Source organism: Psychrobacter sp. AOP30-A2-5 (assembly GCF_052378115.1).
Lineage (GTDB): Bacteria > Pseudomonadota > Gammaproteobacteria > Pseudomonadales > Moraxellaceae > Psychrobacter.
The window spans coordinates 1-24011 of record NZ_JBQSXK010000025.1 but is presented as its reverse complement, the minus strand read 5'-3'; the positions used below and the strand labels follow the sequence as shown (position 1 = coordinate 24011).

Annotated in this window: 22 protein-coding genes; 12 read left to right on the top strand and 10 right to left on the bottom strand. The window is 41.8% G+C overall.

Going from position 1 to position 24011, the window contains the following annotated elements:
* Positions 1-32 precede the first annotated feature (32 nt).
* Complete coding sequence (locus tag ACT3S4_RS13020; protein WP_444761210.1) at positions 33-851, top strand: DUF72 domain-containing protein; 819 nt, start codon at positions 33-35, stop codon at positions 849-851.
* 60 nt (positions 852-911) lie between these two features.
* Positions 912-1652 (top strand): DUF4145 domain-containing protein, encoded by a 741-nt coding sequence (locus tag ACT3S4_RS13015; protein ID WP_444761209.1) that lies wholly within the window; start codon positions 912-914, stop codon positions 1650-1652.
* An 82-nt stretch (positions 1653-1734) separates the two neighbouring features.
* Here ACT3S4_RS13015 and ACT3S4_RS13010 read toward each other — a convergent pair whose 3' ends face one another.
* Entirely contained in the window at positions 1735-2364 is a 630-nt protein-coding gene (locus ACT3S4_RS13010; RefSeq protein ID WP_045448006.1) for a superoxide dismutase, read from the bottom strand.
* 557 nt (positions 2365-2921) lie between these two features.
* Here ACT3S4_RS13010 and rdgB point away from each other — a divergent pair.
* The 6 genes from rdgB to ACT3S4_RS12980 all read left to right on the top strand — a co-directional run bounded on the left by rdgB (position 2922) and on the right by ACT3S4_RS12980 (position 10530).
* Positions 2922-3575, top strand: coding sequence for an RdgB/HAM1 family non-canonical purine NTP pyrophosphatase (gene rdgB / locus ACT3S4_RS13005; protein WP_444761208.1), 654 nt, complete (start codon positions 2922-2924; stop codon positions 3573-3575).
* A gap of 513 nt (positions 3576-4088) precedes the next feature.
* On the top strand, positions 4089-5432 hold the full coding sequence (tig, locus tag ACT3S4_RS13000) for a trigger factor (protein WP_444761207.1): 1344 nt from the start codon (positions 4089-4091) through the stop codon (positions 5430-5432).
* A 523-nt stretch (positions 5433-5955) separates the two neighbouring features.
* Positions 5956-6585 (top strand): ATP-dependent Clp endopeptidase proteolytic subunit ClpP, encoded by a 630-nt coding sequence (gene clpP, locus ACT3S4_RS12995; protein ID WP_045448048.1) that lies wholly within the window; start codon positions 5956-5958, stop codon positions 6583-6585.
* Positions 6586-6699: 114 nt separating this feature from the next.
* Positions 6700-8013: an ATP-dependent protease ATP-binding subunit ClpX gene (gene clpX / locus ACT3S4_RS12990; RefSeq protein WP_087814795.1), complete on the top strand. Its 1314-nt coding sequence runs from the start codon at positions 6700-6702 to the stop codon at positions 8011-8013.
* Positions 8014-8238: 225 nt separating this feature from the next.
* Entirely contained in the window at positions 8239-9249 is a 1011-nt protein-coding gene (locus ACT3S4_RS12985; protein WP_444761206.1) for an SDR family NAD(P)-dependent oxidoreductase, read from the top strand.
* A 330-nt stretch (positions 9250-9579) separates the two neighbouring features.
* Complete coding sequence (locus ACT3S4_RS12980; RefSeq protein WP_444761205.1) at positions 9580-10530, top strand: c-type cytochrome; 951 nt, start codon at positions 9580-9582, stop codon at positions 10528-10530.
* Between the two features lie 104 nt (positions 10531-10634).
* Here ACT3S4_RS12980 and ACT3S4_RS12975 read toward each other — a convergent pair whose 3' ends face one another.
* The 3 genes from ACT3S4_RS12975 to argS form a co-directional block, all read right to left on the bottom strand.
* Entirely contained in the window at positions 10635-11729 is a 1095-nt protein-coding gene (locus ACT3S4_RS12975) for a PTS transporter subunit IIC (RefSeq protein WP_444761204.1), read from the bottom strand.
* 145 nt (positions 11730-11874) lie between these two features.
* Positions 11875-12690 (bottom strand): SPOR domain-containing protein, encoded by an 816-nt coding sequence (locus ACT3S4_RS12970; protein ID WP_109592480.1) that lies wholly within the window; start codon positions 12688-12690, stop codon positions 11875-11877.
* Positions 12691-12792: 102 nt separating this feature from the next.
* The gene (argS, locus tag ACT3S4_RS12965) at positions 12793-14622 is read right to left on the bottom strand and encodes an arginine--tRNA ligase (RefSeq protein WP_201560831.1); all 1830 of its coding nucleotides are present in this window, start codon (positions 14620-14622) and stop codon (positions 12793-12795) included.
* 732 nt (positions 14623-15354) lie between these two features.
* On the opposite strand from argS, the gene ACT3S4_RS12960 reads away from it, so the two are divergent.
* Complete coding sequence (locus ACT3S4_RS12960) at positions 15355-15573, top strand: DUF2788 domain-containing protein (protein ID WP_045448016.1); 219 nt, start codon at positions 15355-15357, stop codon at positions 15571-15573.
* A 156-nt stretch (positions 15574-15729) separates the two neighbouring features.
* On the opposite strand, the gene ACT3S4_RS12955 is transcribed toward ACT3S4_RS12960, so the two are convergent.
* The 5 genes from ACT3S4_RS12955 to cmoA all read right to left on the bottom strand — a co-directional run bounded on the left by ACT3S4_RS12955 (position 15730) and on the right by cmoA (position 20472).
* Complete coding sequence (locus tag ACT3S4_RS12955; RefSeq protein WP_444761203.1) at positions 15730-16857, bottom strand: DUF1176 domain-containing protein; 1128 nt, start codon at positions 16855-16857, stop codon at positions 15730-15732.
* A gap of 37 nt (positions 16858-16894) precedes the next feature.
* Positions 16895-17956 (bottom strand): tRNA 5-methoxyuridine(34)/uridine 5-oxyacetic acid(34) synthase CmoB, encoded by a 1062-nt coding sequence (gene cmoB / locus ACT3S4_RS12950; RefSeq protein ID WP_201560833.1) that lies wholly within the window; start codon positions 17954-17956, stop codon positions 16895-16897.
* 186 nt (positions 17957-18142) lie between these two features.
* Positions 18143-19081, bottom strand: coding sequence for a P-loop NTPase fold protein (locus ACT3S4_RS12945; RefSeq protein ID WP_444761214.1), 939 nt, complete (start codon positions 19079-19081; stop codon positions 18143-18145).
* A 64-nt stretch (positions 19082-19145) separates the two neighbouring features.
* Positions 19146-19511 (bottom strand): P-loop NTPase fold protein, encoded by a 366-nt coding sequence (locus ACT3S4_RS12940; protein ID WP_284143804.1) that lies wholly within the window; start codon positions 19509-19511, stop codon positions 19146-19148.
* A 160-nt stretch (positions 19512-19671) separates the two neighbouring features.
* The gene (gene cmoA, locus ACT3S4_RS12935) at positions 19672-20472 is read right to left on the bottom strand and encodes a carboxy-S-adenosyl-L-methionine synthase CmoA (RefSeq protein WP_201560835.1); all 801 of its coding nucleotides are present in this window, start codon (positions 20470-20472) and stop codon (positions 19672-19674) included.
* Positions 20473-20675: 203 nt separating this feature from the next.
* Here cmoA and msrA point away from each other — a divergent pair, with 203 nt between their 5' ends.
* The 3 genes from msrA to ACT3S4_RS12920 all read left to right on the top strand — a co-directional run bounded on the left by msrA (position 20676) and on the right by ACT3S4_RS12920 (position 22818).
* Complete coding sequence (msrA, locus tag ACT3S4_RS12930; protein ID WP_045448022.1) at positions 20676-21197, top strand: peptide-methionine (S)-S-oxide reductase MsrA; 522 nt, start codon at positions 20676-20678, stop codon at positions 21195-21197.
* A gap of 172 nt (positions 21198-21369) precedes the next feature.
* Positions 21370-22023 (top strand): thiopurine S-methyltransferase, encoded by a 654-nt coding sequence (gene tmpT, locus ACT3S4_RS12925; protein WP_444761202.1) that lies wholly within the window; start codon positions 21370-21372, stop codon positions 22021-22023.
* A gap of 81 nt (positions 22024-22104) precedes the next feature.
* Positions 22105-22818, top strand: coding sequence for a DUF1499 domain-containing protein (locus tag ACT3S4_RS12920; protein ID WP_444761201.1), 714 nt, complete (start codon positions 22105-22107; stop codon positions 22816-22818).
* Positions 22819-22917: 99 nt separating this feature from the next.
* Here the strand turns inward: ACT3S4_RS12920 and ACT3S4_RS12915 are convergent.
* Positions 22918-24011: HNH endonuclease family protein (locus tag ACT3S4_RS12915; RefSeq protein WP_444761200.1), on the bottom strand; the 1094-nt coding region annotated here is incomplete at its 5' end.

Sequence of the window (24011 nt, the reverse complement as noted above, 5' to 3'; positions counted from 1 at the left end):
TAACCATCAAAGAACGGCAGTGAGTGGTCAACATGGACAGTAACCCTATCCCGCGTATCTACCTTGGCACTGGCGGCTATAGCGATACCGACTTACTCGGTACGCTGTACCCAACCAGCACCAAAAAGACGGATTTCTTACGCGAGTACGCCAAGCAATATGGCGCGGTAGAAATCAACAGCACCTTTTACGCGCCTATCGGACAAAAAGCCTTTGCTGGCATGGTTAATAAAGCCTATGCCGAAGCAAATAGTGAATTGAAATTTGCCGTCAAGCTGCATCAGGACTTTACCCACGCACGTAAAGGCACTGCTGAACATGCGCAAGCGTTTTTAAATGCCCTATCCCCGCTTATCGAAGCCAATGCTCTAGCGCCACTACTATTACAATTTCCCCATGGCTTTGACCGTACTCGTGAGCATCGTCTATATCTGGCAAATCTCGTCAGCTGGTTTCAAGATTATCCATTAGCCGTTGAGTTTCGTCATAATGGCTGGCATACCCCGCAGGTGGTCGATAGCTTCGTCAAGCAAGGTTTGATTTGGTGTAGTGTCGATTATCCTAAGGTCAGCGGTCTGCCGCCATCACGATTGATATTTACCGAGCGAACTGGTTACCTGCGTATGCATGGTAATAATCTAAACTGGTGGGATGCGATGAGCGCTGCTGACCGCCATGATTATCGCTACTCTGAGGCTGAAATGCAGGATTGGGCGCAAGCAATCGCCAATCAGCGTCAGCACTTTGATACGCTCTATATCTTTTTTCAAAATACCGTTAATGCGCATGCTTATTATAATATTGCGATGCTGCGAGAAGCGTTGGGTAAGTTTGGGCTTGAGGTGTTATAGAACAGAGTATAATTTTCTATAGAATATGAATTTATGCATAAACGAGCTATGGAGTAATATATGATACCAAATTACAGAGATAATAAGTTTCAGTGCCCTCATTGCAATACTGTTGCGACCCAAGAATGGTTTGATGCCGATGATGCTGGAAGTACAGCGATCAATATTATTAATCATCTATATCTCAACTACAGATCAAGTATCGAGAGTTTTTATCAAAAAACCATCATTCAATTTTTGAATGTAATTGATAATGAACTTCAAAAAAACCTTTATCAGTTTTGTCCTAAAGGATTTTCAGTGGCAACCTGTTCTTCATGTGAAGAATTTACATTATGGGTGAATGAAGAAATTATCTATCCTAAGAAAACTACAGTTCCAGTACCTAACGAAGATTTAGATGAAGATATCAAAGCTCTTTATATAGAAGCTTCTAATATTTTGATTGATTCGCCGAAAGGAGCTACTGCCCTTTTGCGGTTAGCTCTACAAATGCTGTTAAAGCAAATAGGAAAAGATGGAAAGAAAATCAACGATGATATAAAAGAATTGGTATCAGAAGGCTTAAGTCCTACAATACAGCAAGCTTTGGATTTGTTAAGAGTCATAGGAAATAATGCTGTTCATCCTGGTCAAATAAATCTAGATGATAATGCTGAGATCGCTCAGAAGTTATTCAGTATTTTAAATTTTATTGCTGATGAGCTGATAACTAAACCAAAAGAACTAGAAAGTCTATATGCAGATTTGATTCCATTAGAAACACAAGAGCATATTAAGCAAAGAGATAAGAAAAAATAAATTGTTCGTTTTTAAACTATCATACAAAAAAAGGACGCTTCTCAGCGTCCTTTTTTTAAATCAAATACTTAATAGTTAAAGATTACTCTTCAACACCAGCATCTTGACCTTTATATTTAGCGTTTGCGTAATCCCAGTTCACTAGCTTGTCTAGAAAGGTATCTACATAGTCAGGACGACGGTTACGATAATCGATGTAGTACGCATGTTCCCATACATCACAAGTCAATACTGCGATTTGGTCATGTGCAAGTGGCGTGTCAGCGTTAGCAGTTTTGGCGATAGACAATTTGCCACCGACTTTATCAGCGACTAGCCATGCCCAACCTGAACCGAACTGAGTCAATGCTGCGTTTTTGAACTCTTCACGGAACTTGTCGTAGCTACCGAAGTCTTCTTCGATTTTAGCTTTTAGATCGCCAGTAGGTTCGCCGCCGCCATTGGTTGGCGTCATGCAGTTCCAGTAGAACGTGTGGTTCCATACTTGGGCTGCTTGGTTAAACATACCTTGCTTGCTGTCATCTTTAGCGGTTGCCACGATGATTTCTGGCAATGTTTTGTCTTCTAGACCAGAACCTGGTAGCAATTCGTTGAGCTTAGTCACGTAGGCATTGTGATGCTTGTCATGATGGTATTCTAGCGTCTCGGCACTGATATGTGGCTCTAGTGCGTCTTTTGCGTATGGTAGCTCTGGTAAAGTAATGTTTGACATAGTTATTTTATCCTTGCTGTTTTTAGCCGTCATTTTATAAAAACTCATTATAGAAACTGAATTTTACGCTATTTTTACATGATAAAAAACACGATAAAATGGCGGACTAAATTGGCTGAGTTTATTGTTTGAAATGAATGTTATTGCTTAATACCGTTTATTGTTTAACACAGTATCACGTATTATTATGAATCCAAAATTAACTTACTTTTGTTACAGTTTGCTCAAAAGCCAAGTGCTTGACTTCATAAGCATTTATTAACTTAATATTCACAAGCCATAAGATATCATTCACGTTAGCTTGGCGGCTATTATAGCAACAGTGGCGACAAATATCAGTTACCAAATGTTATGGATAACACTGTTAGTATAGCCTTTGGTTGTCTATAGACTAAGCGCAGAATGCCTTGCCATGCCAATCGTGCTAGGCACTTAGCTGACTGATAAACTGATGAAATTGGCATTAAGATACCGATATAATTTAAAAACCGATCATACTTTCAACAATGATACTTTCACTAACCATATTCTTAATAATGACATAACGGAATAACCCTATGAGCACCACGAATACCTCACGATCCTCTACCCAATCGACCCCTGATAATCAATGGGTGCTCGCCAGTAATAATAAAGGCAAACTGGCTGAGTTTAAGAGGCTGTTTGCCGAGGCAGATTTGGATGTGACGATCATCCCGCAAGGACAGCTCAATATTGACGACGCCATCGAAGACGGGCTAAGCTTCGTAGAAAACGCTATTATTAAAGCGCGTCATGCCAGCCGTATCAGCGGATTTCCTGCGATTGCTGATGACTCAGGATTATGCGTGCCAGTATTAGGTAACGCACCTGGGATTTACTCCGCTCGCTATGCTGGTGAGCATGGTAACGATAGTAAAAACAACGCCAAGCTCATCGCTGACTTGCAGCCTATTCGTACTGAGCACGCGAACGAGCCTATTAAAGGGCTATTTGTTTGCGTACTGGCGATGGTGCGCCATGCTGATGATCCGCTACCTATTATCGCGCAAGGTCTATGGCAGGGTGAGATTTTAGAGACAACGCATGGTGACGGCGGTTTTGGTTATGACCCGCTATTTTGGTTGCCAGAGTTACAAGCTAGCGCCGCGAGCTTAAGTGCTGCTGATAAAAATAGTATTAGTCATCGGGGGCAAGCGATTCAGCAATTATTGGCGCAGTTGCCGTTGTAGATAACCCTTAAATCTTATAATCGATTCAATTTAACCCTTTAGCTATTAATGCTGATACAAGAAAGTCGAGCGCAGAGGTACAAATCGTACTCTAAGCGAGATTGACGATGTAGCAGATTCAAAGTGAATGGACGATAAAGAGATAATTTTTACTTTAATAAACAGATAGATTATACTGTTCTACTTTTAAAATTTTGTTGAAAGCCGTTATTTGTCTGTATAATTCACCAAAGAGCGTTATTATGCGGTGCATTAACGGTTTATGATTGATATCTGATAGCGCCTATTACTAAGATAACCGTTTCACATTTTAGTATCAGTCAGCGCCAGTAGTGACCAAAGGCGATTGCTCAAGGTACTGACTTTGACATTGCGCGCTATCGCTATCCCCTATTTATTCCAACGGCAACCCATGGTACACGCCCGTAATTTGAGGCACGGTTTGTCTATTACCATTTAACCCTAAGTACTATTTAATCAAACGTACTATTTAATCCTAAAGGTGTAATTAACATGGCTACAGATTTACAAGTCACAACCAACAAGCTATCTAATAAAGAAACCCAATTGACAGTTAAAGTACCTGTCGAAAAAATTCAAAACAAAGTCGAAGGTCGTATTCGCCAAGTTGCGAAAACTGCCAAGATTGACGGTTTCCGTAAAGGTAACGTCCCTATGTCACATATCCGTTCACAGTACGGTGCTGGCATTCAACAAGAAGTTATCAACGATGTGATCCGTGATACCGTTTTTGAAGCGATCAAATCTGAAGACATCCGCGCAGTTGGCATGCCTAACATCGACGACGTAAAACTTGAAGATGATTTCTTGGTTTATCAAGCCACTGTTGAAATCTTCCCAGAAGTAGACGTACAAGGTATCGATGAGATCGAAGTTGAGCGTCACACTGCACAAGTTAGTGAAGAAGACGTTGACACTATGATCGAAAACCTACAAAAGCAACGTGAAGAATTCGTTGAGAAAAAAGGTAAAGCGGACAAAGGCAATCAAGTAACTTTTGACTTTGAAGGCTCTATCGATGGCGAAAAATTCGAAGGCGGTTCTGCTGAAGACTTCAAACTGGTTATCGGTAGCAACCAGATGATTCCTGGTTTTGAAGCGGGTATCAAAGGCATGAAAGCTGGCGAAGAGAAAGTTATCGACGTCACTTTCCCAGAAGATTACCAAGCTGAAAACTTAGCTGGTAAAAAAGCTCAGTTCAAAATCAATGTAAAATTGGTTGAAAAATCTAAGCTACCAGAAATCAACGAAGAGTTCCTTGAGCTATTCGGTGTGAAAGAAGGCGGCGTTGAGAAGTTGAAAGAAGACGTTCGCAAAAACATGGAACGCGAAATCAAAAACGCGGCTCGTAGCCAAGTTAAGCAAGCGACTTTTGACGCATTGCTAGAAAAGAACGAGTTTGACGTACCAAACGCTATGCTAGAGCAAGAAATCGAGCGTCAACGCAACATGATGATGCAACGTTTTTCTCAGCAGTTCGGTGCCAATGCTGATAGCTTCGATAAAGACATGCTACCAAATGAGCTATTTGAAGAGCAAGCGCTACGTGCTGCCCGTCTTGGCATCATCGTTGCTCGTGTTATCGATACCAAAGGCTTAGAAGTCGATCAAGAACGCGTTGAAAGTTTCATCAAAGAAGCCGCTGAAAACTACGAAGATCCAAGCGAAGTCATCGAATACTACACCAATGACAAGCAGCAGCGCGCGAACATTGAGTCTGTAGTACTAGAAGACCAAGTAGTTGATTATTTAATCGAGCAAGGTAAAGTAACTGACAAAGAAGTTAGCTACCAAGACTTGCTAGCTGCACAGCAACAACAGCAGCAAGGCATGTAATTTAGTGAGATAACTTAGCAATTTGCCATTCAATGGCAAATTGCTAATCTCAATCTAAACATGCTCTAACATAATGCTCTAACGCAATGCTCTAACATATGTGTTAGGGCATTTTTATTGGGGATTTATATGCTATCTTTATGGACAGTTTATAACCAAGCCCCTTGATAAATGGTTACAGACGCCTTATTAATAGTGAGTCAATCATTTTATTAATAGCACTCATGTTATAAATAGAAAATTATTTTTCACATGAAAAAGTTACTATTGCCTCAATAAAAAAGTTACCATTAGCTCAATTATTTTTAGCGATATCTGGCGCTTATTATTTCAGCCAGCGAATATTATTAAAAAGCGGCAACATCTAGCATGATGAGCAGCCCTACAAGCGTAGCCGCTCGCTAGCTTCAATCCCTTTATTTTATGTACTTATAAACAGGACATCTTTATGACAGATTATGATCGCATCACTGCCAACCCACATTTTGATATGCTGATGAGTGCGCACAATGACGCACAAGGCATGCAATATACCCAAAGCGCCCCTCAAGCTGCGCATGCAGCATTAGTGCCAATGGTCGTTGAACAATCCTCTCGCGGTGAACGCTCGTTTGATATTTTCTCGCGTCTATTGCGTGAGCGCGTTATCTTTTTGACTGGTCAAGTCGAAGACCATATGGCCAATCTGATTGTTGCACAGTTGCTATTTTTAGAAGCAGAAAACCCAGATAAAGACATTCACTTGTATATCAATTCACCAGGCGGCTCAGTGAGTGCAGGCTTGGCAATCTTTGATACCATGAACTTCATCAAACCTGAAGTGTCAACCATCTGTATGGGCGGTGCTTATAGCATGGGCTCGTTCTTGCTCGCGGCTGGTCAAAAAGGCAAACGTTACTCTCTTGCCAATGCTCGTGTCATGATTCATCAGCCTTCAGGCGGCGCGCAAGGTCAAGCAACCGATATCGAAATTAATGCGCGTGAAATTCTAAAAACGCGTGCCCGTTTAAATGAGATTTTGGCAGAACGTACTGGTCAACCATTAGAGAAAATTGAAAAAGACGTTGAGCGTGACTTTTGGTTAGATGCGAAAGAAGCCAAAGAATACGGTCTGGTTGATGAAGTATTAGAGCGCCGCCCTACTTCTTTATAATTACCGCATAAGAGCAAAAGCTTTGATAGGCATCAAAAGCCTGAGCGTTATACGTTTTGGCTTTGATGTAAAAATCAAAATATTTGTAAGTTTTAAATTTTAGGAGCGCCTTTTATGGCAGAAGATAACACCCCGCATTGCTCGTTTTGCGGCAAAGCCAAAAGCGATGTACAGCAGCTGATTGCCGCTGACGATGCCAATATCTGTAATGAATGTATTGAGCTATGTACCGATTTAATCGCTGACAGCGCCGAAGATGGCGATGATGACAGCGACATTGATACGTCTTGGGTCAATAAAAAGCTACCAACGCCAAAAGAGCTGCGTGCTAAGCTTGACGAATACGTCATTGGACAAGACGCTGCTAAAAAAGCACTAGCCGTTGCCGTCTATAACCATTATAAGCGCCTAAAAGTTAGCCAAACCTTAGCCAATGACAGCAAGAAAGCGAAGATTGGCGCTGACGATGCCATGGTTGAATTGGCGAAAAGTAACATTTTGCTGATTGGCCCAACGGGTTCTGGTAAGACCTTACTGGCGCAAACCTTGGCGCGTTTACTGGATGTGCCTTTTGCGATGGCCGATGCGACGACCTTGACCGAGGCCGGTTATGTCGGCGAAGATGTCGAAAATATCGTGCAAAAACTTTTGCAAGCATCAGATTATGACGTGAGCAAAGCGGAACAAGGCATCATCTATATCGATGAGATTGATAAAATCAGTAAGAAAGGCGACAACCCGTCTATCACCCGTGATGTGTCAGGCGAAGGCGTACAGCAAGCGTTGCTAAAGCTTATTGAAGGTACGGTCGCTGCTATTCCGCCACATGGTGGTCGCAAGCATCCTCAACAGGAGCTGATCCAAGTTGATACGAGTAACATCTTAATCATCGTCGGCGGGGCGTTTGCCGGTCTTGATGCGGTTATTCAGCAGCGTACAGAAAAAGGCGGTATTGGCTTCAATGCTGATGTCAGCTCAAAAGATGATAGTAAACGCAGCTCAGAATTACTGCAACAAGTAGAGCCTGAAGATTTGATCAAGTTTGGTCTTATCCCTGAGCTCATCGGTCGTCTTCCTGTTCTCGCTGCGCTCACAGAGCTGGACGAGGATGCATTAGTTCAGATATTGACGGAACCAAAAAACGCCTTGGTTAAGCAATATAAGTACCTATTCGATATGGAAGGCGCTGACATTAGCTTTACCAAAGAAGCGCTCGATGCGATTGCTAAAAAAGCCATGGCGCGTAAGACTGGTGCTCGCGGACTGCGCTCTATCGTTGAAAATGCGCTCCTTGAGACTATGTATGAGTTGCCTTCGATGAAAAACGCCAAGACTGTCATCGTCGACGAGCAAGTGATTAATGAAGGTAAAACACCTGAAATCATCTTTTCTACCGACGACTCAGAGCAAATAGCGATAGATGCTTAGCGGTTGTTATCAGTTTTATTAAAACTGTCATTGAAGTAAAGGCGTCTAGCATATCTTATGTTAGACGTTTTTTTATGGCTGCTCACTTATGATCGTTTTATGACAGCCAATGTATGGGTAAAGTGACAGCGGCGTCTATCAATCGTTCATAGCTAAAACCACAAAGCATGCTAAGGTAAATGTGCTACCAACACCTATCACTGATGAAACAAAGGACTGTTTATCATGCTTAACAATATTACTTCTATCGCAACCTCATTACGTCAACACTTGCCTTTTCATACCACGATAGACCAAGATATTACTCCTTATTATCATAATCATGTCGCGGCTATTACGGGTGCTGGCTCTGGTATGGGTCGCGAGCTGGCTATTCATTTGGCAAAGATGGGCTGCCACGTGGCGCTCTCTGATATCAACGCGGTGCAACTGGCACAGACCAAAGAATTGCTGGTCGGTTATAATATAAAAGCGACTATGACGGTGCTTGATGTCTCAGACAATAAAGCCGTGGAAGCGTGGGCAGATAGCGTGATGGTAGACCATGGCAAAGTGAACTTTATCTTTAATAATGCAGGCGTGGCGCTATATTCGACCGTAGAAGGCAGTAGTATTAGCGAGCTTGAATGGGTCATGGACATCAATTTTTGGGGTGTGGTCTATGGCACCAAGGCATTTTTGCCATTGATTAAGAACAGTGTCAAACAAAGCGAATCGACGAATGGCAGCAAAAAAAATAGATCGCACCAATTTAATGAGCATGGTCACATCATTAATATCTCAAGCCTGTTCGGCTTGACCGCTCAGCCGTCACAATCTGCGTATAACGCCAGTAAATTTGCTGTACGCGGCTTTACTGAAAGCTTACGTCAAGAGCTAGATATTCAGCGCTGCGGTGTGTCAGCGACCTGCATTCATCCCGGCGGGATTAAAACCAATATTGCCAATAGTGCCCGTGGTAATGACAGTATCAATGATATTGGCATACGTACTGGCCCCAAAGCCATTCAGAGCTTTAATAAATTCCTGAAATTTGATGCAAGCAATGCCGCTTGGATTATTTTGCAGGCTGCCGCGACCAATCAACCGCGCTGTCTTATTGGCAATGATGCCAAAATAATCGACGCGGTACAGCGTGTCTTTCCAGCGACATACAGTCAAATATTGAACGATGTCCATAAGCTCTCTCGTAAGCTCAAACCACGCCGCCATAAAAAACCAAGCACGCCAAAATAATATATTCTAAGAGTATTTGCCCACAAAAAAGCGCTTAAATATTGATAATATTTAAGCGCTTTTTTGATCGATAGAATCTCAATACTGTCTTTCAATATCGTTCTTCATACGGTATGAAATTAATTCATATCTCTCTAAAGCCAAAACACTTTATCTATTTATATACTTTAATTATTTAATATTTGATACAATTATGTTTCTAGCAACTTACAGATTGATGACTCATTCAGATTTTTTGCACAAAAATTAAGATTACTTCTGTCATTTTGACAGCTAAATTATCATAAAAATATATTATTACATATTATTTTTGATAATAAGGATATTCCAATGAAAATACTTTTAAGGGTCAAACCCTCTTCCTCCGTTTTACTGGCTGCTATCTTTGCTATTGGTGCGGTTAGCCTGTCAGGCTGTAGTGAATCAGATACCAAGGCTGTCGACCGTGTCGAAGAAGCTGAAGCATTAGCCCGCGTTAAGTCACTTGAGGCACGTGCCGCAGAAATTAAAGACGAGATGGCTGCAAATCCAAGCGCCAAACTGACCGTTAGCATGCCAGATGAGTCCACTATTCCAGATGATGAGTTCGGCGCAGCAGTACGTCGCGGCTTACAAATCGCCAATCATACTTATAAAGAAATGCCTGACAATGTCGGCAACCAGTTGAATTGTACCAGCTGTCACTTGGGTAACGGCTCAGAGGCTTACGCGGCGCCTTGGAATGGCATGCTGGGCATTTATCCTATTTATCGGTCACGTGCTGGTCGCGTTAATTCAATACAAGAGCGCATCAATGGCTGTTTTGAACGCTCAATGAATGGCAAAGCACTTGATCTAGGTTCAGATGATATGAATGCGATGGTGTCTTATATGAGCTGGCTATCACAGGGTTTGCCTTATGGTGTCTCGCCTGAAGGTCGCGGTTTTGTTAAGGTAGACAAAACTTTAGAGCCAAATACGGACAATGGTAAAAAGCTGTTTGCTGAAAAATGTAGGGTTTGCCATGGTGAAAACGGCGAAGGTCAATATAACGACGATGGCACTTATATCTATCCAGCAGTAGCTGGAGACAAGTCCTTCAACGATGGCGCAGGTATGGCGCGAACTTATACAGCAGCGGCCTTTATCAAGGGCAAAATGCCGTTTGGTCAAGGTAACTCGCTTAGTGACCAAGAAGCGGTCGATATTGCCGCTTACTTTACCCATCTGCCGCGACCTATCAAAGCCAACAAAGACAAAGACTGGCCAAATGGTGATGCCCCTAAAGATGTACGCCGCTAATTAAAACAAGCTCATAATTTATATAGTAAAAAAGCCCAGCTATTTAAGTAGCTGGGCTTTTTTACTATTGATAGTTAGGACAATTTGCGTCCTTTATCTTTAATTTAAGGCAATTTCATATCACCATCAACCAGCCAGCCCACGCGGCGCATCACATGAGCGACCACCCCTGCAATTAGGGCAGGTAATACAAACATCAACAGGATAATCGCTGTCCATAATTGACCCGTACTCATGATGTCTTGTGACGCTTCAATCACTCCAAATACGCCGACCAATCCAGCGGTACCCATACCCGCACCCGTTGCCGTACATGCCAGTCCAAAACCTACTGTCGCAATAGGACCAACGATGGCGCTGGCAATCACAGCAGGCAACAACACCAGCGGTTTTTTTAACACATTAGGAATCTGTAGCATACTGGTGCCCAGACCTTGAGATATTACGCCACTGACGCCGTTGTCTTTAAAGCTTGCAACGGCAAAGCCAATCATGTGTGCCGCACAGCCTACTACTGCTGCCCCGCCTGATACGCCGCCAAGCCCAATTGCGATACAAATAGCAGCGCTGGACGTTGGCAATGTCAATAAAATACCCACTACCACTGCAATCACAATACCCATTAACAGAGGCTGTAACTCAGTGGCCGCTTGAATACCTTGACCAATGGCAGCGACCGCAGCGACGATAGGTGGATTCAATAGGGCGCAAACTGCTAATGCTACCGCGCATACCAATAAAGGAACCAATAGAATATCGAGCTTGGTTTTGCCAGCGACCCAAGTACCAGCACGATAAGCAAATACCGAGGTCAAATACGCCCCTATCGGATTCCCCGGTAAGGCGGCAAAGGTCGCAGGTCCACCTACTTGGGGCGTAAATAACGTCCCTGCCATTAATGCTTCAGAGTGTGCGCCAAGCATACCCGCCACCAAGCAGCTGAGCATGACGAGCGTCGGTGCTTTAAGGTAATAGGCGATACCTACTCCGATACCCGCACCCATTAGTACTGAGGCAAGCTTGCCCACCGCAACCAATGCGGGCAAATCTAACCAGCCACCGATTTGCGAGATGATTAGACCAGCAATCAACGTGACAAATAGCCCTAAAGCCATGCCAGTAAACGCATCAATAAAATACTTTTGGAAAAATGCTTTAATGAAGCTGGTAGGCGGTGTTGCTAAATGAGAGACAGTCATAGCCACGCTCTTTATAAAATTTTTGATGAAAGGTAATAAACCAACAGAAAAATAACTTTGCTAAAAATCAGAGATAAAAAAAACGTCATTGCGACGCTTTTTTTATTATTCATAAAGAACTATAACTGTTATTAAACAGCGCAACTTAACGACGCTGTTCAACGATGATGGAATCAATACCGTTATTCTGTAGGCGCTGCTGAGCAGTGGTTACTGCTTGGCGGTTATTCATCGGGCGAGAAATAACTTGATAGATTGGCAAACCATTACCCGTCGTATTCTTGACCACGCGAGCGTCTACACCTGCCATCAACACTTGAGCACGGCGGCGATCTGCTTCATCCGCATCACCGAAGCTGTTGATCTGCAAAATATAAGTTGCCGCAGGTTTTGCAGCCTGAACGCTAGCAGTACCTGCGCCTGCATTATTGGTGGACGTATTATTGCTACTAGCAGGCGTCGATCCATCATAGGTCGCGTCTTCTTCAACGATCACAATGTCATCGCCGCTATTACTGGTAGCAGCGTTATTGCCACGACTGGGCGCAATAACCGTGTTTTCAGAGATACCAAAGTTACCAGTATCATCATTGCGACTGGCTGAGCCATCCTCAGGTTGAGTCACCACCACATCAGGCTCAAAGGCACTGATATCCCCTATGCGATCATTGCCTGTCTCAGCAATATCTTCATCAGGAATAGTCGCCATCTCTTGATTGGGCAAAATATCATAGAACTCATAATCACCATTATCAGTATCAGTGTCGACACGTGGCTGCACCTGACGATCAGGATCATTACCAGCGGTGCTGTCAGCGGGACTGAAATCAAATAATGGTGACAAGTATATAAATACCCCTATCATAAGGGTCAATACCGCCCCGACAAACATCCACAATAAGCCTGATACGCTACTTGTTTTGCGTTTTTCAGTCGCACCTTTAGGTTTTTTGGCTAGCATGGATCTGTTTCTCCCTACTGAATCTAACTATCATCAAATTATGGCTGGCAGTCATCTATACTCATACTACATGTTAGAAAGTTACTATATACTAGAAAAAAACTACATGCTAGATGGTGCCGACAACCCTAACAAACTAAGACCATTGGCCAATACTTGACGTACGGCTTTAGACAAACGCAAACGGGCTTGCATCAATTCCATCTCATCCGAGCTTGGTGTCTCACCTGAGGTCAAACTCACTGGCAAAATGCGATTACTGTCATACCAACCATGAAATAGCGCTGCCAACTCTTTAAGATAGTTGGTCAAGACATGTGGCTCATAACCCGTCGCGGCGCGTAATAATGTCGCTGGATATCCTGCTAATAATTTAATCAGCTCGTCTTCGTTTGGTGCACTAAGTAAGTTTTGGTGTTCTAAACCAATCGCATCATCTACCACAAGACCACTGTTTTGTAGTTTTTCTAATACTCGGCAAACACGAGCATGCGCGTATTGAATGTAATACACTTGATTGTCTTTGCTTTGTGATTTAGCCAGCTCCAAATCAAAATCAATATGCACTTCAGGCTTACGGGCGACATAATAAAAACGCGCGGCGTCGTTACCAACTTCGGTACGTAAATCACGCAGGGTGACAAATTGACCTGAACGCGAGGACATTTGCACTTTTTCACTACCACGCCATAGTGCAACAAATTGCACAAGCACCACATCTAAACGATCAGCATCAATACCAAGCGCCAATAAAGCAGCTTTTACGCGTGGCACATAACCATGGTGATCGGCACCCCAAACATTGACCACTTTATCAAAACCGCGATCAAATTTGTTTTTGTGATAGGCAATATCAGAAGCAAAATAAGTAGATTGACCATTGGCACGGCGCACAACACGGTCTTTTTCATCACCAAAATCGGTTGATTTAAACCAAATATTACCGTCTTTTTCGTATAGATAGCCTTTTTCATCTAAGGTTTGCAAGACTGGCTCAATATCGCTATCGATCGATCTTTCGCTAAACCAGCACTCGTAGCGCACACCAAAGTCATTTAAGTCATCTTTGATATCGGCTAAAATACTGCTCAATGCCGCATTTAAAAACAGCTCATAACCTTCACCAAGCAAGGCTTTACTGTTGGCAATCAAGCCATCAATATGCGCTTCTTTGTCACCTGATAGCAGTGTTTTTTCGCCGTCCGCATTGATCTCAAACTCAGCATCTGCTGGCACATCTTTAGCGATTGCTGCAAAGCTATGAACGTAATGATCACCGTGTTGCGCTTTTAACGTTTGGGCGATGTCACTGACATAATCACCTTGATAACCATTGACTGGGAAGATTATTTGCTCGCCATTGGTTTCCAGATAACGCAAATAGGTACTGGTCGCCAAGATGTCCATCTGCCGACCCGCATCGTTGACATAATACTCACGCGTGACGTCATAACCAATCGCTTCAAGCAGGTTTGCCACGCTCATACCGAACGCTGCACCGCGACCATGCCCAACGTGCAAACTTGACGTTGGATTGGCAGAGACAAACTCAACCTGAATTTTTTGCCCGTCAAACTGATCGCTTAAACCAAAGCGATCTTGCAAGGCAAAGATATCATCTAATACCGCAAATTTGGCTTCCGCATTTAAGAACACGTTAATAAAGCCTGGACCTGCAATTTCTACTTGGCGAATGTCTTGGTTTTCAGGCAGCGCATTGACGATTTTTTCGGCAAGCTGTCGTGGATTGACCTTGGCAGCTTTGGCCGCTGTCAGCGCGATATTACTGGCGAAATCACCATGGCTTAAGTCTTTAGTACGGGTGATTTGGCTATTATTTTGCCAATCGCTTGGTAACGTGCCATCTGCTTGTAGGGTTTGAATCGCATCGTTAAATAGTGATGCAAGTGTATCAATTTGGGCTTGTGACATAAGGATTTGAACTCAGTTAAATAAACAACAAAAACGGTATAAAAATGTGGCGAATGCGAGCAGCCAATAACTGCCTATTATAATAGCGACCGACATTGCAGGGGATAAAATAATACAAAAAAGATAAGTAACCTGTAAATATAACAATCTTTGCCCTGCATTGCACTATGTGCACCAAAATTAGCACTAAAATCTTACGGTTATGACAGTTAACACTGATAATTTAGGTGACTAGGGCGTGTCCTCATTGTAAAAATGGTGATAAAAAGGAGATAAATTGCCGTTAAATAAGGAAAGTAGCGCAAATAATATCGAGATATTGATAAGCTATTTGACGATGTTTGGCAAAATTTAGCCATTTTTAGCCATTTTTATCCCATTTAGAGGATAATCGATTGAATTGGAGACACGCCCTAACAGGCGTTGTCTGTGCTTTCATTCACGATAAGTCAGATTGAAATGCTTTAAATAGATCAGGATTTAGCGCTGTTACCGATCAGTCAGCCCTGCAAATTGTAGCGTTACTGTTGTCTCATACTTAGCAGCAGTTTATACCTGCTCGCTTCCGCGTTATAATAACGGTTTGTATTGCTGCCTGCTTTTTTCTGACTTATTTTATGGATTACTGCTTATATCATGAATGGTGATACTTCATTTTGAAGGCAATTATTATCAAAAGATCCATAAAATAATATAAATAAAGGCGGCGTTACTACTTTATAGGATTATGCCATGTTTGCTATTGCTGCCAGTACGGTTACCAGTTGGGGATTGTATGTTTTACTACCCATATTCATCGCCTTCTTATTTTTTATTATGTGGGATATCTCTAAAGAATCTCAAGCTGGGCGCGCGGGTACATTTTGGATTTTCTTAGCACTAGGCGCAGGGTTTGTGGGATTCTTACTCAAGCTATTGTTGGAAGTCGCTTTTAAAAGGTGGTTGATATAATTTTTATATAACTGGGCCGTGTCCTCACTGTCAATGATAGGTAATAAATAACTCACCTATCACTGATAAATAGACAGTTAAATGATCAATTAAAAAATGCATGGCTCATAACGGCTTCACTTTATAGTGTGTCAATCATTCCTATCAAAATATCACTCACTGAGCCTTGCTATCATTTTTTACGACTTCACTCACGTAAGTTGGTAAATCCCACGCACCACCAGCAAAACCGCGACACATTCCTGAGCTGGAATCTTCTGATTTGGCAAATGTTTGACCATTCCAAACCCATATCGCATGATTCCAGCAATCACCAATCCCTCGATCTTTATGTGTTGCCCAAATCTCGCCATCAGAATAGTCATTGCCTGCCGTAGTGATCAGTTTTGGCTTGCTTGGTTTGTCATGATTAATAAGCCAATAACCCGAACTCTCATTATAGGCGCCTTGCCAGCACAGATGGCTAGCAAGCGTATGGAGGGCATCTACGGGTGTAAACGTCCAATTCAGTCTATCAGAACCATACTCTTGCATTCGTTGGTACGCGTCGGTCTTTGGATTAATCAGCTCACAGTCTCCCATATCATCTTCAGAGCCTATAAGCTCCTTGGCATCAATATCGATCCACTTATTTATATTCGCTTGAAAATAGGCCCACTTTGACGAATCCAGTTGCTTATTGTCAGCATAGGCATATGCTTTTTTAATCACAGGTTTCGCTTTAGCAGATTTGGGTATTTGCTTACTAGCGTGATTTTTACTTACCAATGCTATTGGCGTGCCCACTCTGCCTTGTACCTCATCAAGTTTTAGCAGCACGGCACTCATGCCTTTGTCACTAACAGACCAATTTTTACCACCTGCTTTTATCTCTATCTTAGTATTTTGACGCGCATGGTTAATAAAGTGTTGCGTTTGCTTGGCGGTTAAATCGTACGCTGAACCATCAGCATCTGGTTGTAGCATGCCTTGGTTTTTGCCATTTAACCACAGTTCAGCACTATGGTAGGTTTTGTCTGAGGTTTCTGATAAAAACTGGATTTGGGCAATCGGCAAGGCTTTTTTGGGTATGACGGTTAATAAAATAGAAGCTGGCGTATCGAACATACTCTCATCTGCATAACCTGCTGCGCGACAAGTCAATGTATTATCACAAACCACTTGCCAATCGTCCTGCACAAAGCCCCACCCTTCAAATGGCGTACCATAGGCAGCATGAGCTGATATGGACGTCAATGGCAGCAAGCCCTTCATAGCGCTGAGCAAAATCGTTAATTTTTTCACTGTCCATATTCCTTATGAGTGATACAGTACGCACGCGCTACTTTTTGGCAATCAAAGTCGCACGCATCGGCGCAGGATAGCCTTCAAGCGTTTTGCTAGCATCATTAGGATCTAAGAAGTCGGCCAGCGAATGATAAGTCATCCATTCCGTTTTACGCTGCTCATCGATAGAAGTCGTTGCCACATCGACACAACGTACCTCTGAGAATCCTGCTTTTTCTAGCCAGCCTGTCAATGCCGCGACTGATGGTAAAAAATACACGTTATTCATCTGGGCATAGCGGTCGTGTGGCACCAGTACGGTATTGGCATCACCTTCGATAACCAAGGTTTCAAGCACCAACTCACCGCCTTTGACCAACTGCCCTTTAAGATGTTGTAAATGCTCAAACGGCGATTGGCGATGATAGAGCACCCCCATGCTAAATACGGTATCAAACAGCTGACTGTGCTCGGGCAAGGCTTCAAGTGGTACGGGGATATAATGCGTTTTATAGCTATCAGCAGCCCCGACAAAATGACGAATCGCCATAAACTGATGATAAAATAAGCAAGACGGATCAATGATAATGACTGTATCCGCGCCAGCGCCAGCCATACGCCAGCCGTGATAGCCAGAGCCACCGCCCACATCTAATACGCGACGACCTTTTAAATTACCCAAATGCGGTGCGACTCGCTGCCACTTCCAATCACTGTGCCATTCGGTATCAATCAATATTGGCGCGGCTTGTTGGTCTTCATTCTGACCACTATCAATTTGATTTTCGAGCTGACCACCAATTTGAAAAGGCCCTTTGCGCCACGGCATCAGCTGTTTTAATAATGCCATTGTTTGTTTGCGCTGAGACTCACTAAGATTTGCCTCAATCGTCAGGACATCACTGTTCAGATCGACATGATTGACCGTCAAATTCGGCAAGCGTGCTACCGATGCTTGATAAGCAGGTGCATGCGCGTAGTTGGCTTTGTCTTTGATATCATTTAACCATGTTGGCAAGCGCGTAAGCCATTCATAAGCACTCGGCTGCTGCTGTGCTAACTCCAACAAAGTTAAATATAATTCGCGTTCAGCGTGAGTAATAGTGTCGTTAAGCATAAGATTTCAGTTCGAGTTGATTTATATTTAAATGAATAAAATTAAGAAAAGGTTAAAATAAAAGAAAATGCACCTCAATATATGAATTCTTCAGAGGTGGTGAAATATGCGTGGCATAGGTTATCTATCTTTAATAACTCAGTTTACGTTTTGTTGTTACCTAATCTTAAGGTTTAAACTTATATATTATTCAAATGCCATTATATTTGCCGTTTCTAAAATTTGAGCTACAGCTCTATCTCTATATGGAACTTCTTCCATATAGCTGACATATCTCATGTATGAATTCCATTTTTTTTGCTGATCTTCTGATATAGCATAGTTAACCTTATTTTCATTGAAGTCGGTAGTCAGAGAAGCCATGATAAATTCGCATACTTCAGGTATTTCACGACCGCCCTCTTCAAGGTAAGGTAATTTTTTTACACCCAAGAAATCACCGAGCAAATCAGCATCAACAACGCCTTTTCTAATCTCTCTTAAAATATCAGGTCTAAAGCAAACTAGCATAACACCAACTAATCTCAACAACGAATAACCAATATATTCGTCAGGAATAAAACGATTCGAATTGGATAGTACTTGTACAACTTCTATATGTAGAACTAATGTCTCTATCTCTCTGAGAGAAAGACCTTGATGACCAATGAATTTTGCAATAAATTTTTTCAAAAGGGTATTTGATAGCAGGCTACTAGATAAGAAACCTTTTTCTCCTATCAGCTGGTAAAAGTAAGCATTAGCAGCTAAAACGGGATTTGTCATGTGTCGTTGAGAATGCGGTGACAACTCAAACCTAAATTTTATAAATTTATCCAAGTAGCGTTGTGCATCAACTGCCTGACCATAGCAATGGTTTATAGAAGCTCTCAACTGCTGAGTATTAGTAACAAGTACGAAGCTAACACCTTCAACATCAAAAGTATGCTTGATTATCTCAAGCATATCGACTGCGAAGTTTGGTCTACAGCGATCAAGTTCATCTATAAATATAATAATAGGGTCTTGAGATGCAATGGCAGTAAGAGCGGTTTGTAATGTTTTTAAACTCTTTTCTGCCTCCACATGATCTTTGAGTATCAACTCTGCTGTTTTATCTATTGAATCATCAGCTGCTTTTTGAATTACTTCATTAAAATCATTTGCAACGTCAGCAAAATCTTGTCTCAGAAGATGAGAAACACCAGCTTTAGCAACTGTTTTTTAGGGTGTACCGTACAGCTGGCAATACTCTGTTTATAAAAGCTTTTCTACGTGGCCCTTCAGGTAAGATTTTAATAATTTCTGCTAATACAGTCATCAAAGGCTCATCAACATGATCAGCTTTGAAAGCGTCAATATAAATTATATTGTGTGTATCATCTTCCTTCATCAGATTGATAAGTTTATGACAAAACTCAGTTTTACCTGTACCCCAACTGCCGTCGATGACCATTGGCGAAATATCTATATTAGATTTTAGGAGCTTAATAGCTTTTTCAGCGATACTTTTACGTTGAAATTCGTCACGCCCACCTTGTCCATCGAATGTTTTTGCCGTAATGTCCATATCCATTTTATCGTTCCTTCTTAATTTCAATCTAGCTCAGAAAAAATATACGATGCTGTAAAGCGCATCTAGCACACTGAGAAAATGAATGCCTATTTCAACTAATGTGTGAAACGCAGGTAATAGCAGATGGAAGGATCAATTCTCACTATGTATTCAAACAACCCTACTTAAACGCCACAATAGAGACGAAGTTCAAAAACTGAAACCATGTCAGATGACGTTTAAAACCAACATCACTCAAGCGCGCATGATGCTCGTCTAACGTATCAGTAATTAATACGTTTTCTAATGCATTACGCTTACCGCTAATTTCCATCTCGCTATAACCATTGGCACGTTTAAAATCATAATAACGCTCAACCAACCACGCATCATATTGCTCATCAAAAGCATGGGTTTTTTCAGTTAATACCAGTATGCCGCCTTCGCTTAATGCTGCATAAATTTTCTCTAATACTGCGACTCTATCGGCAGCTGGCAAAAACTGTAGCGTTAAATTTAAAATCACCATATCGCAGGGTTCAAGTTCCACATCGCGAATATCAGCGGTAATGACTTCAATATCATGCGCAGGATAATTTTCACTCAGTAGCGTGGTCGCTTCGGTGGTCATCGCTGGTGAGATATCAATCGCTTTAATCTGCAAATCTTGCGGCTCAAACTCACCCGCCAACGTCATGCTTGCTGCGCCAAGTGAACAGCCCAAATCATACACTCGACTGACGCGCTGACCACTATCGCTCTGTTGACGATACTTACAGTGACGTCGGGCAAATATGGGCAACATCGCTAGCACCTGACCATAACCCGGCACGCTGCGACGAATCATATCAGGGAAACAAGCCACCACTTGCTCATCAAAAGAGAAGCGCGCTGCTTTATCAAGTGGCGTGGTAAACGGTTTGTCAAATAGGGTGTCGTGTTTAACAATAGCAGGCTTAGATTGACTCATGGTGCGACTCATTTTGTGATGATAGAACTTAAATTAGGAGATAATTAATGGTCTTGCTTGTCATTACTAGCTGAAAGCGGCACAACGTAGCAAAAGCCCATTATAACATTACTGTTTGTTACTTATCGCGGTCAGATGCCCTGCTAAGCTAAATACGTATTGCTAAGTAAGTAACATTTGGCTCATATTTTATATTTATAAAAATAGGAAAAATTATGCAAACCATTATTTTAGGCGGTGGCTGTTTTTGGTGCACCGAATCGGTATTTTTATCCGTAAAAGGTGTGCAATCTGTCGTTTCAGGCTACATGGGCGGTGACGCTGTTTCTGCCAACTACGAAGCGGTCTGTAGTGGCAATACAGGGCACGTTGAAGTCATCAAAATCGAGTTCGATGACTCTATCGTCCCGTTAGAAGTGATACTTGATGTTTTCTTTGCCACCCATGATCCCACCACAATGGATCGTCAAGGCAATGACGTCGGTAGCCAGTATCGTAGCGTGGTTTTTTATACTGAAGAAAATCAGAAACCAACGATTGACCGCACTATCAACAAACTGCGCGATATGGGCGTCAATGTGGTCACCGAAGTACATCCAGCTGTTGAGTTTTATCAAGCAGAAGAGACCCATCAGGATTTCTTTAATAAGAATCCAGGACAAGGGTATTGCAACTTTGCCATACCGCCAAAGCTTGCCAAATTGCGTAAAGAGTTTAGTCAATATATGGTGAGCTAAACCACAAAATGAAGATATTTTTTTATTTAGAATAAAAAAATATTTCAGCATTTTATTATAGCCAAACGCTTATTGTACGAGCGTTTGGCTTTTTAACATCTTTAGCATTCTCACTCAAACAGTTATGATAGAAACAACTCAAATATAACCCTCAACGAATAAAGGCGAAGGTATGAACGCTGAATTTTGGCACAGCCGCTGGCAAGAGAAACGCATTGGCTTTAATCAGTCTGCGGTGAATCCATTATTAATAAATTACTTTAAGCAGTTAAACCTGCCAGCTGGTAGCCTTGTCTTTGTCCCTCTTTGCGGTAAATCGATTGATATGGCTTGGCTGGCAGCGCAAGGCTACGACGTTGTAGGCGTTGAATTGGTGGAAACAGCTGTACAAGCATTCTTTACTGAGCAGAATATCTCCCCTACTGTGCACCAGCATGCAGACAATCCAGCCATTAAATACTATCAAGGTCAGTTGTCAGGACAAACCATTACCCTATGGGTTGCTGATATTTTTGCACTAACGACTGAGGATATTGGATCTGTAAATGCCGTATATGACAAAGCCGCATTGATTGCGCTACCGGCTGATATGCGTGTGCAATATAGTGCGCAAATGTACCAGCTCAGTGCTAATGCACCACAATTTATCATCACTCTCGCTTATGACCAAAGCAAAAAAGCGGGACCGCCGTTCTCTATCAGTAGCGAGCAAATACAGCAATATTATGGCGATAACTATCATATCAACGAACTGACGAGTGAACTTACTTCTATAGGATCGGCACCTGAGCTAACAGCCTCTGAGCATGTTTGGTTGTTGAAATAAGTGGTTAATAAATGAAATAAGTCGTTAATAAAGCCGTTTGCGTAGTGATTAATCAGTACTAAATTATGATGGAGAAATTGAATGAAAATATTCGTTGGGCTGATAAGTTTAATCTCTATTTTACTAGTCACGCTCGCAGGTCCGCTGTACAAGTTTGGCTTAATCGATTTAGCGACTGCGTTTGCAGGGTTTAAGTTTGGTGTATTTACTGGTATCGCAGCATTGGTACTATTAGTCATACAGCTTTTATTTAAACGAGACACGGCTAGCCTTGGTAGCGTATTAACATCAGCAGCGCTTGCTATCATTGCCATTGCTATTCCACTAAGCATGATGAATAGCGCTAAAAATGTACCGCCCATTCACGATATTTCAACCGACCTAGTGAATCCACCTGAATTTGTGGCCATTGCCCCACTGCGCGCTGACGCACCAAACCCAGTTGAGTATGCAGGTGTAGAGACTGCAACGCAGCAGCGTGCCGCCTACCCTGAATTACAAACATTACGCTATAGCCAGTCAAAATCTGAGTTGGTTGGGGCAACCAAACAAGCCATCGATAATTTAGGTTGGGAGCTTGTCAATATCGATGCGGATAAAGGCATCATTGAAGCGACAGATACGACTGCTTGGTTCGGTTTTAAAGATGATGTCGTCGTGCGTATCACGGATAATGATAATGAACGTTTGGTCGATATTCGTAGTAAGTCACGGGTTGGTGGGAGCGATTTGGGCAAAAATGCGGCGCGTATTCATAAGTTGATTGAAGAGTTGGATGGGGTTTTGGGGGAGTAGTTGGGTGCAGCTTAACCTCAAACTTGGTTTGAGGCTTTAGAAATACTTGGAATAGTCGATCTTATTTGAATAAGATTATTTTTAATATCTATTACAGTTTTAAGATAATTCTGATATCTTCCAAATACTAGTGGCAAGGTTTGCTAGCTTTTTCTGACGGCTGTCAATGCTATTTAAATTCCATTTAGTATAATTTTTCGGTAAATTTTGAGTCATAGTTAGACTACTTCTAGAATAAATCATTAATTTTTCTTGATATGACTTATTGGATGCCTCACGATTATTACTAGTTTCCAGCAGAGTCATATTACCTAATCGATAAGTCATCGAGTCAATCTTAGTATCGTCAATATCCTCCCAAGAGTCATCGGGATTCTCAGGTAAGATATGTTCGATATTAAATTTATCATCATTTTCATCTCTACCAACTCCACTAACATTTTTTTCAATTTCACATAAAATGTGACGAACAATTTTTTTATTGCGATTGTCTGTAGTTTTTAGTTGCTTGGCCGCAAATGCACTTTTAAAAACCTCATCTTTTGGATAGATTTCATCTAACGCTTTAATTACTAAGCTTGCAGAGCTTAACTCTTTGCATTCAATTCTTACTGCTATTTTGTTGTAAAATCGCTCTTGTTCATTAGGTGGATTATTGCAAATTACATTATAACGGAATGACAATATGCTTATCGCACGTACGATTGATAAAAATCCTTTTCTATCACTTTCAAAAAAATTTTCATAGCTTGCAAGTAGTACCGAGAAAGGTTGTTTAACCCTGTACATACTTAATTGTTTCAAATACTTTGATTCTTCCGACCATCGAACATCTTGTATATCCTTTAAGGCAGTATAAGCGTCAGCCGACAACTCAATTTCTTTAACCAGCTTAAACGCGTCCTCTTTACTTTTAATATGTTTACGAATCGTTTTGAATAAATCTGTTTTGCGTATGAGTTTATGTCTACTATTCCAATAGACTCTTAAGAATTCAGGAAAACTCTCGTTTCCTAATAACGTAACAATGCTTTCCCACCGCTCTTCTAAGTGTTTTATTTGAGTATCATGCAATTCGTCAGCACTAGCTAAAGAGAATAAATAATTTTTTAATAGGTCAGTAGAAGAAAGACGAACACCTCGCGCGTTGAGCGTCTCAAATACTTTAAAAGCATTGAGCTCATCGTTCACAG

Bases quoted from the DNA above. Each gene is read 5' to 3' on its own strand.
- ACT3S4_RS13020 (WP_444761210.1), top strand. From the start codon at position 33: ATGGACAGTAACCCTATCCCGCGTATCTACCTTGGCACTGGCGGCTAT.
- ACT3S4_RS13015 (WP_444761209.1), top strand. From the start codon at position 912: ATGATACCAAATTACAGAGATAATAAGTTTCAGTGCCCTCATTGCAAT.
- ACT3S4_RS13010 (WP_045448006.1), bottom strand. From the start codon at position 2,364: ATGTCAAACATTACTTTACCAGAGCTACCATACGCAAAAGACGCACTA.
- rdgB (WP_444761208.1), top strand. From the start codon at position 2,922: ATGAGCACCACGAATACCTCACGATCCTCTACCCAATCGACCCCTGAT.
- tig (WP_444761207.1), top strand. From the start codon at position 4,089: ATGGCTACAGATTTACAAGTCACAACCAACAAGCTATCTAATAAAGAA.
- clpP (WP_045448048.1), top strand. From the start codon at position 5,956: ATGCAATATACCCAAAGCGCCCCTCAAGCTGCGCATGCAGCATTAGTG.
- clpX (WP_087814795.1), top strand. From the start codon at position 6,700: ATGGCAGAAGATAACACCCCGCATTGCTCGTTTTGCGGCAAAGCCAAA.
- ACT3S4_RS12985 (WP_444761206.1), top strand. From the start codon at position 8,239: ATGCTTAACAATATTACTTCTATCGCAACCTCATTACGTCAACACTTG.
- ACT3S4_RS12980 (WP_444761205.1), top strand. From the start codon at position 9,580: ATGAAAATACTTTTAAGGGTCAAACCCTCTTCCTCCGTTTTACTGGCT.
- ACT3S4_RS12975 (WP_444761204.1), bottom strand. From the start codon at position 11,729: ATGACTGTCTCTCATTTAGCAACACCGCCTACCAGCTTCATTAAAGCA.
- ACT3S4_RS12970 (WP_109592480.1), bottom strand. From the start codon at position 12,690: ATGCTAGCCAAAAAACCTAAAGGTGCGACTGAAAAACGCAAAACAAGT.
- argS (WP_201560831.1), bottom strand. From the start codon at position 14,622: ATGTCACAAGCCCAAATTGATACACTTGCATCACTATTTAACGATGCG.
- ACT3S4_RS12960 (WP_045448016.1), top strand. From the start codon at position 15,355: ATGTTTGCTATTGCTGCCAGTACGGTTACCAGTTGGGGATTGTATGTT.
- cmoB (WP_201560833.1), bottom strand. From the start codon at position 17,956: ATGCTTAACGACACTATTACTCACGCTGAACGCGAATTATATTTAACT.
- ACT3S4_RS12940 (WP_284143804.1), bottom strand. From the start codon at position 19,511: ATGGATATGGACATTACGGCAAAAACATTCGATGGACAAGGTGGGCGT.
- cmoA (WP_201560835.1), bottom strand. From the start codon at position 20,472: ATGAGTCGCACCATGAGTCAATCTAAGCCTGCTATTGTTAAACACGAC.
- msrA (WP_045448022.1), top strand. From the start codon at position 20,676: ATGCAAACCATTATTTTAGGCGGTGGCTGTTTTTGGTGCACCGAATCG.
- tmpT (WP_444761202.1), top strand. From the start codon at position 21,370: ATGAACGCTGAATTTTGGCACAGCCGCTGGCAAGAGAAACGCATTGGC.
- ACT3S4_RS12920 (WP_444761201.1), top strand. From the start codon at position 22,105: ATGAAAATATTCGTTGGGCTGATAAGTTTAATCTCTATTTTACTAGTC.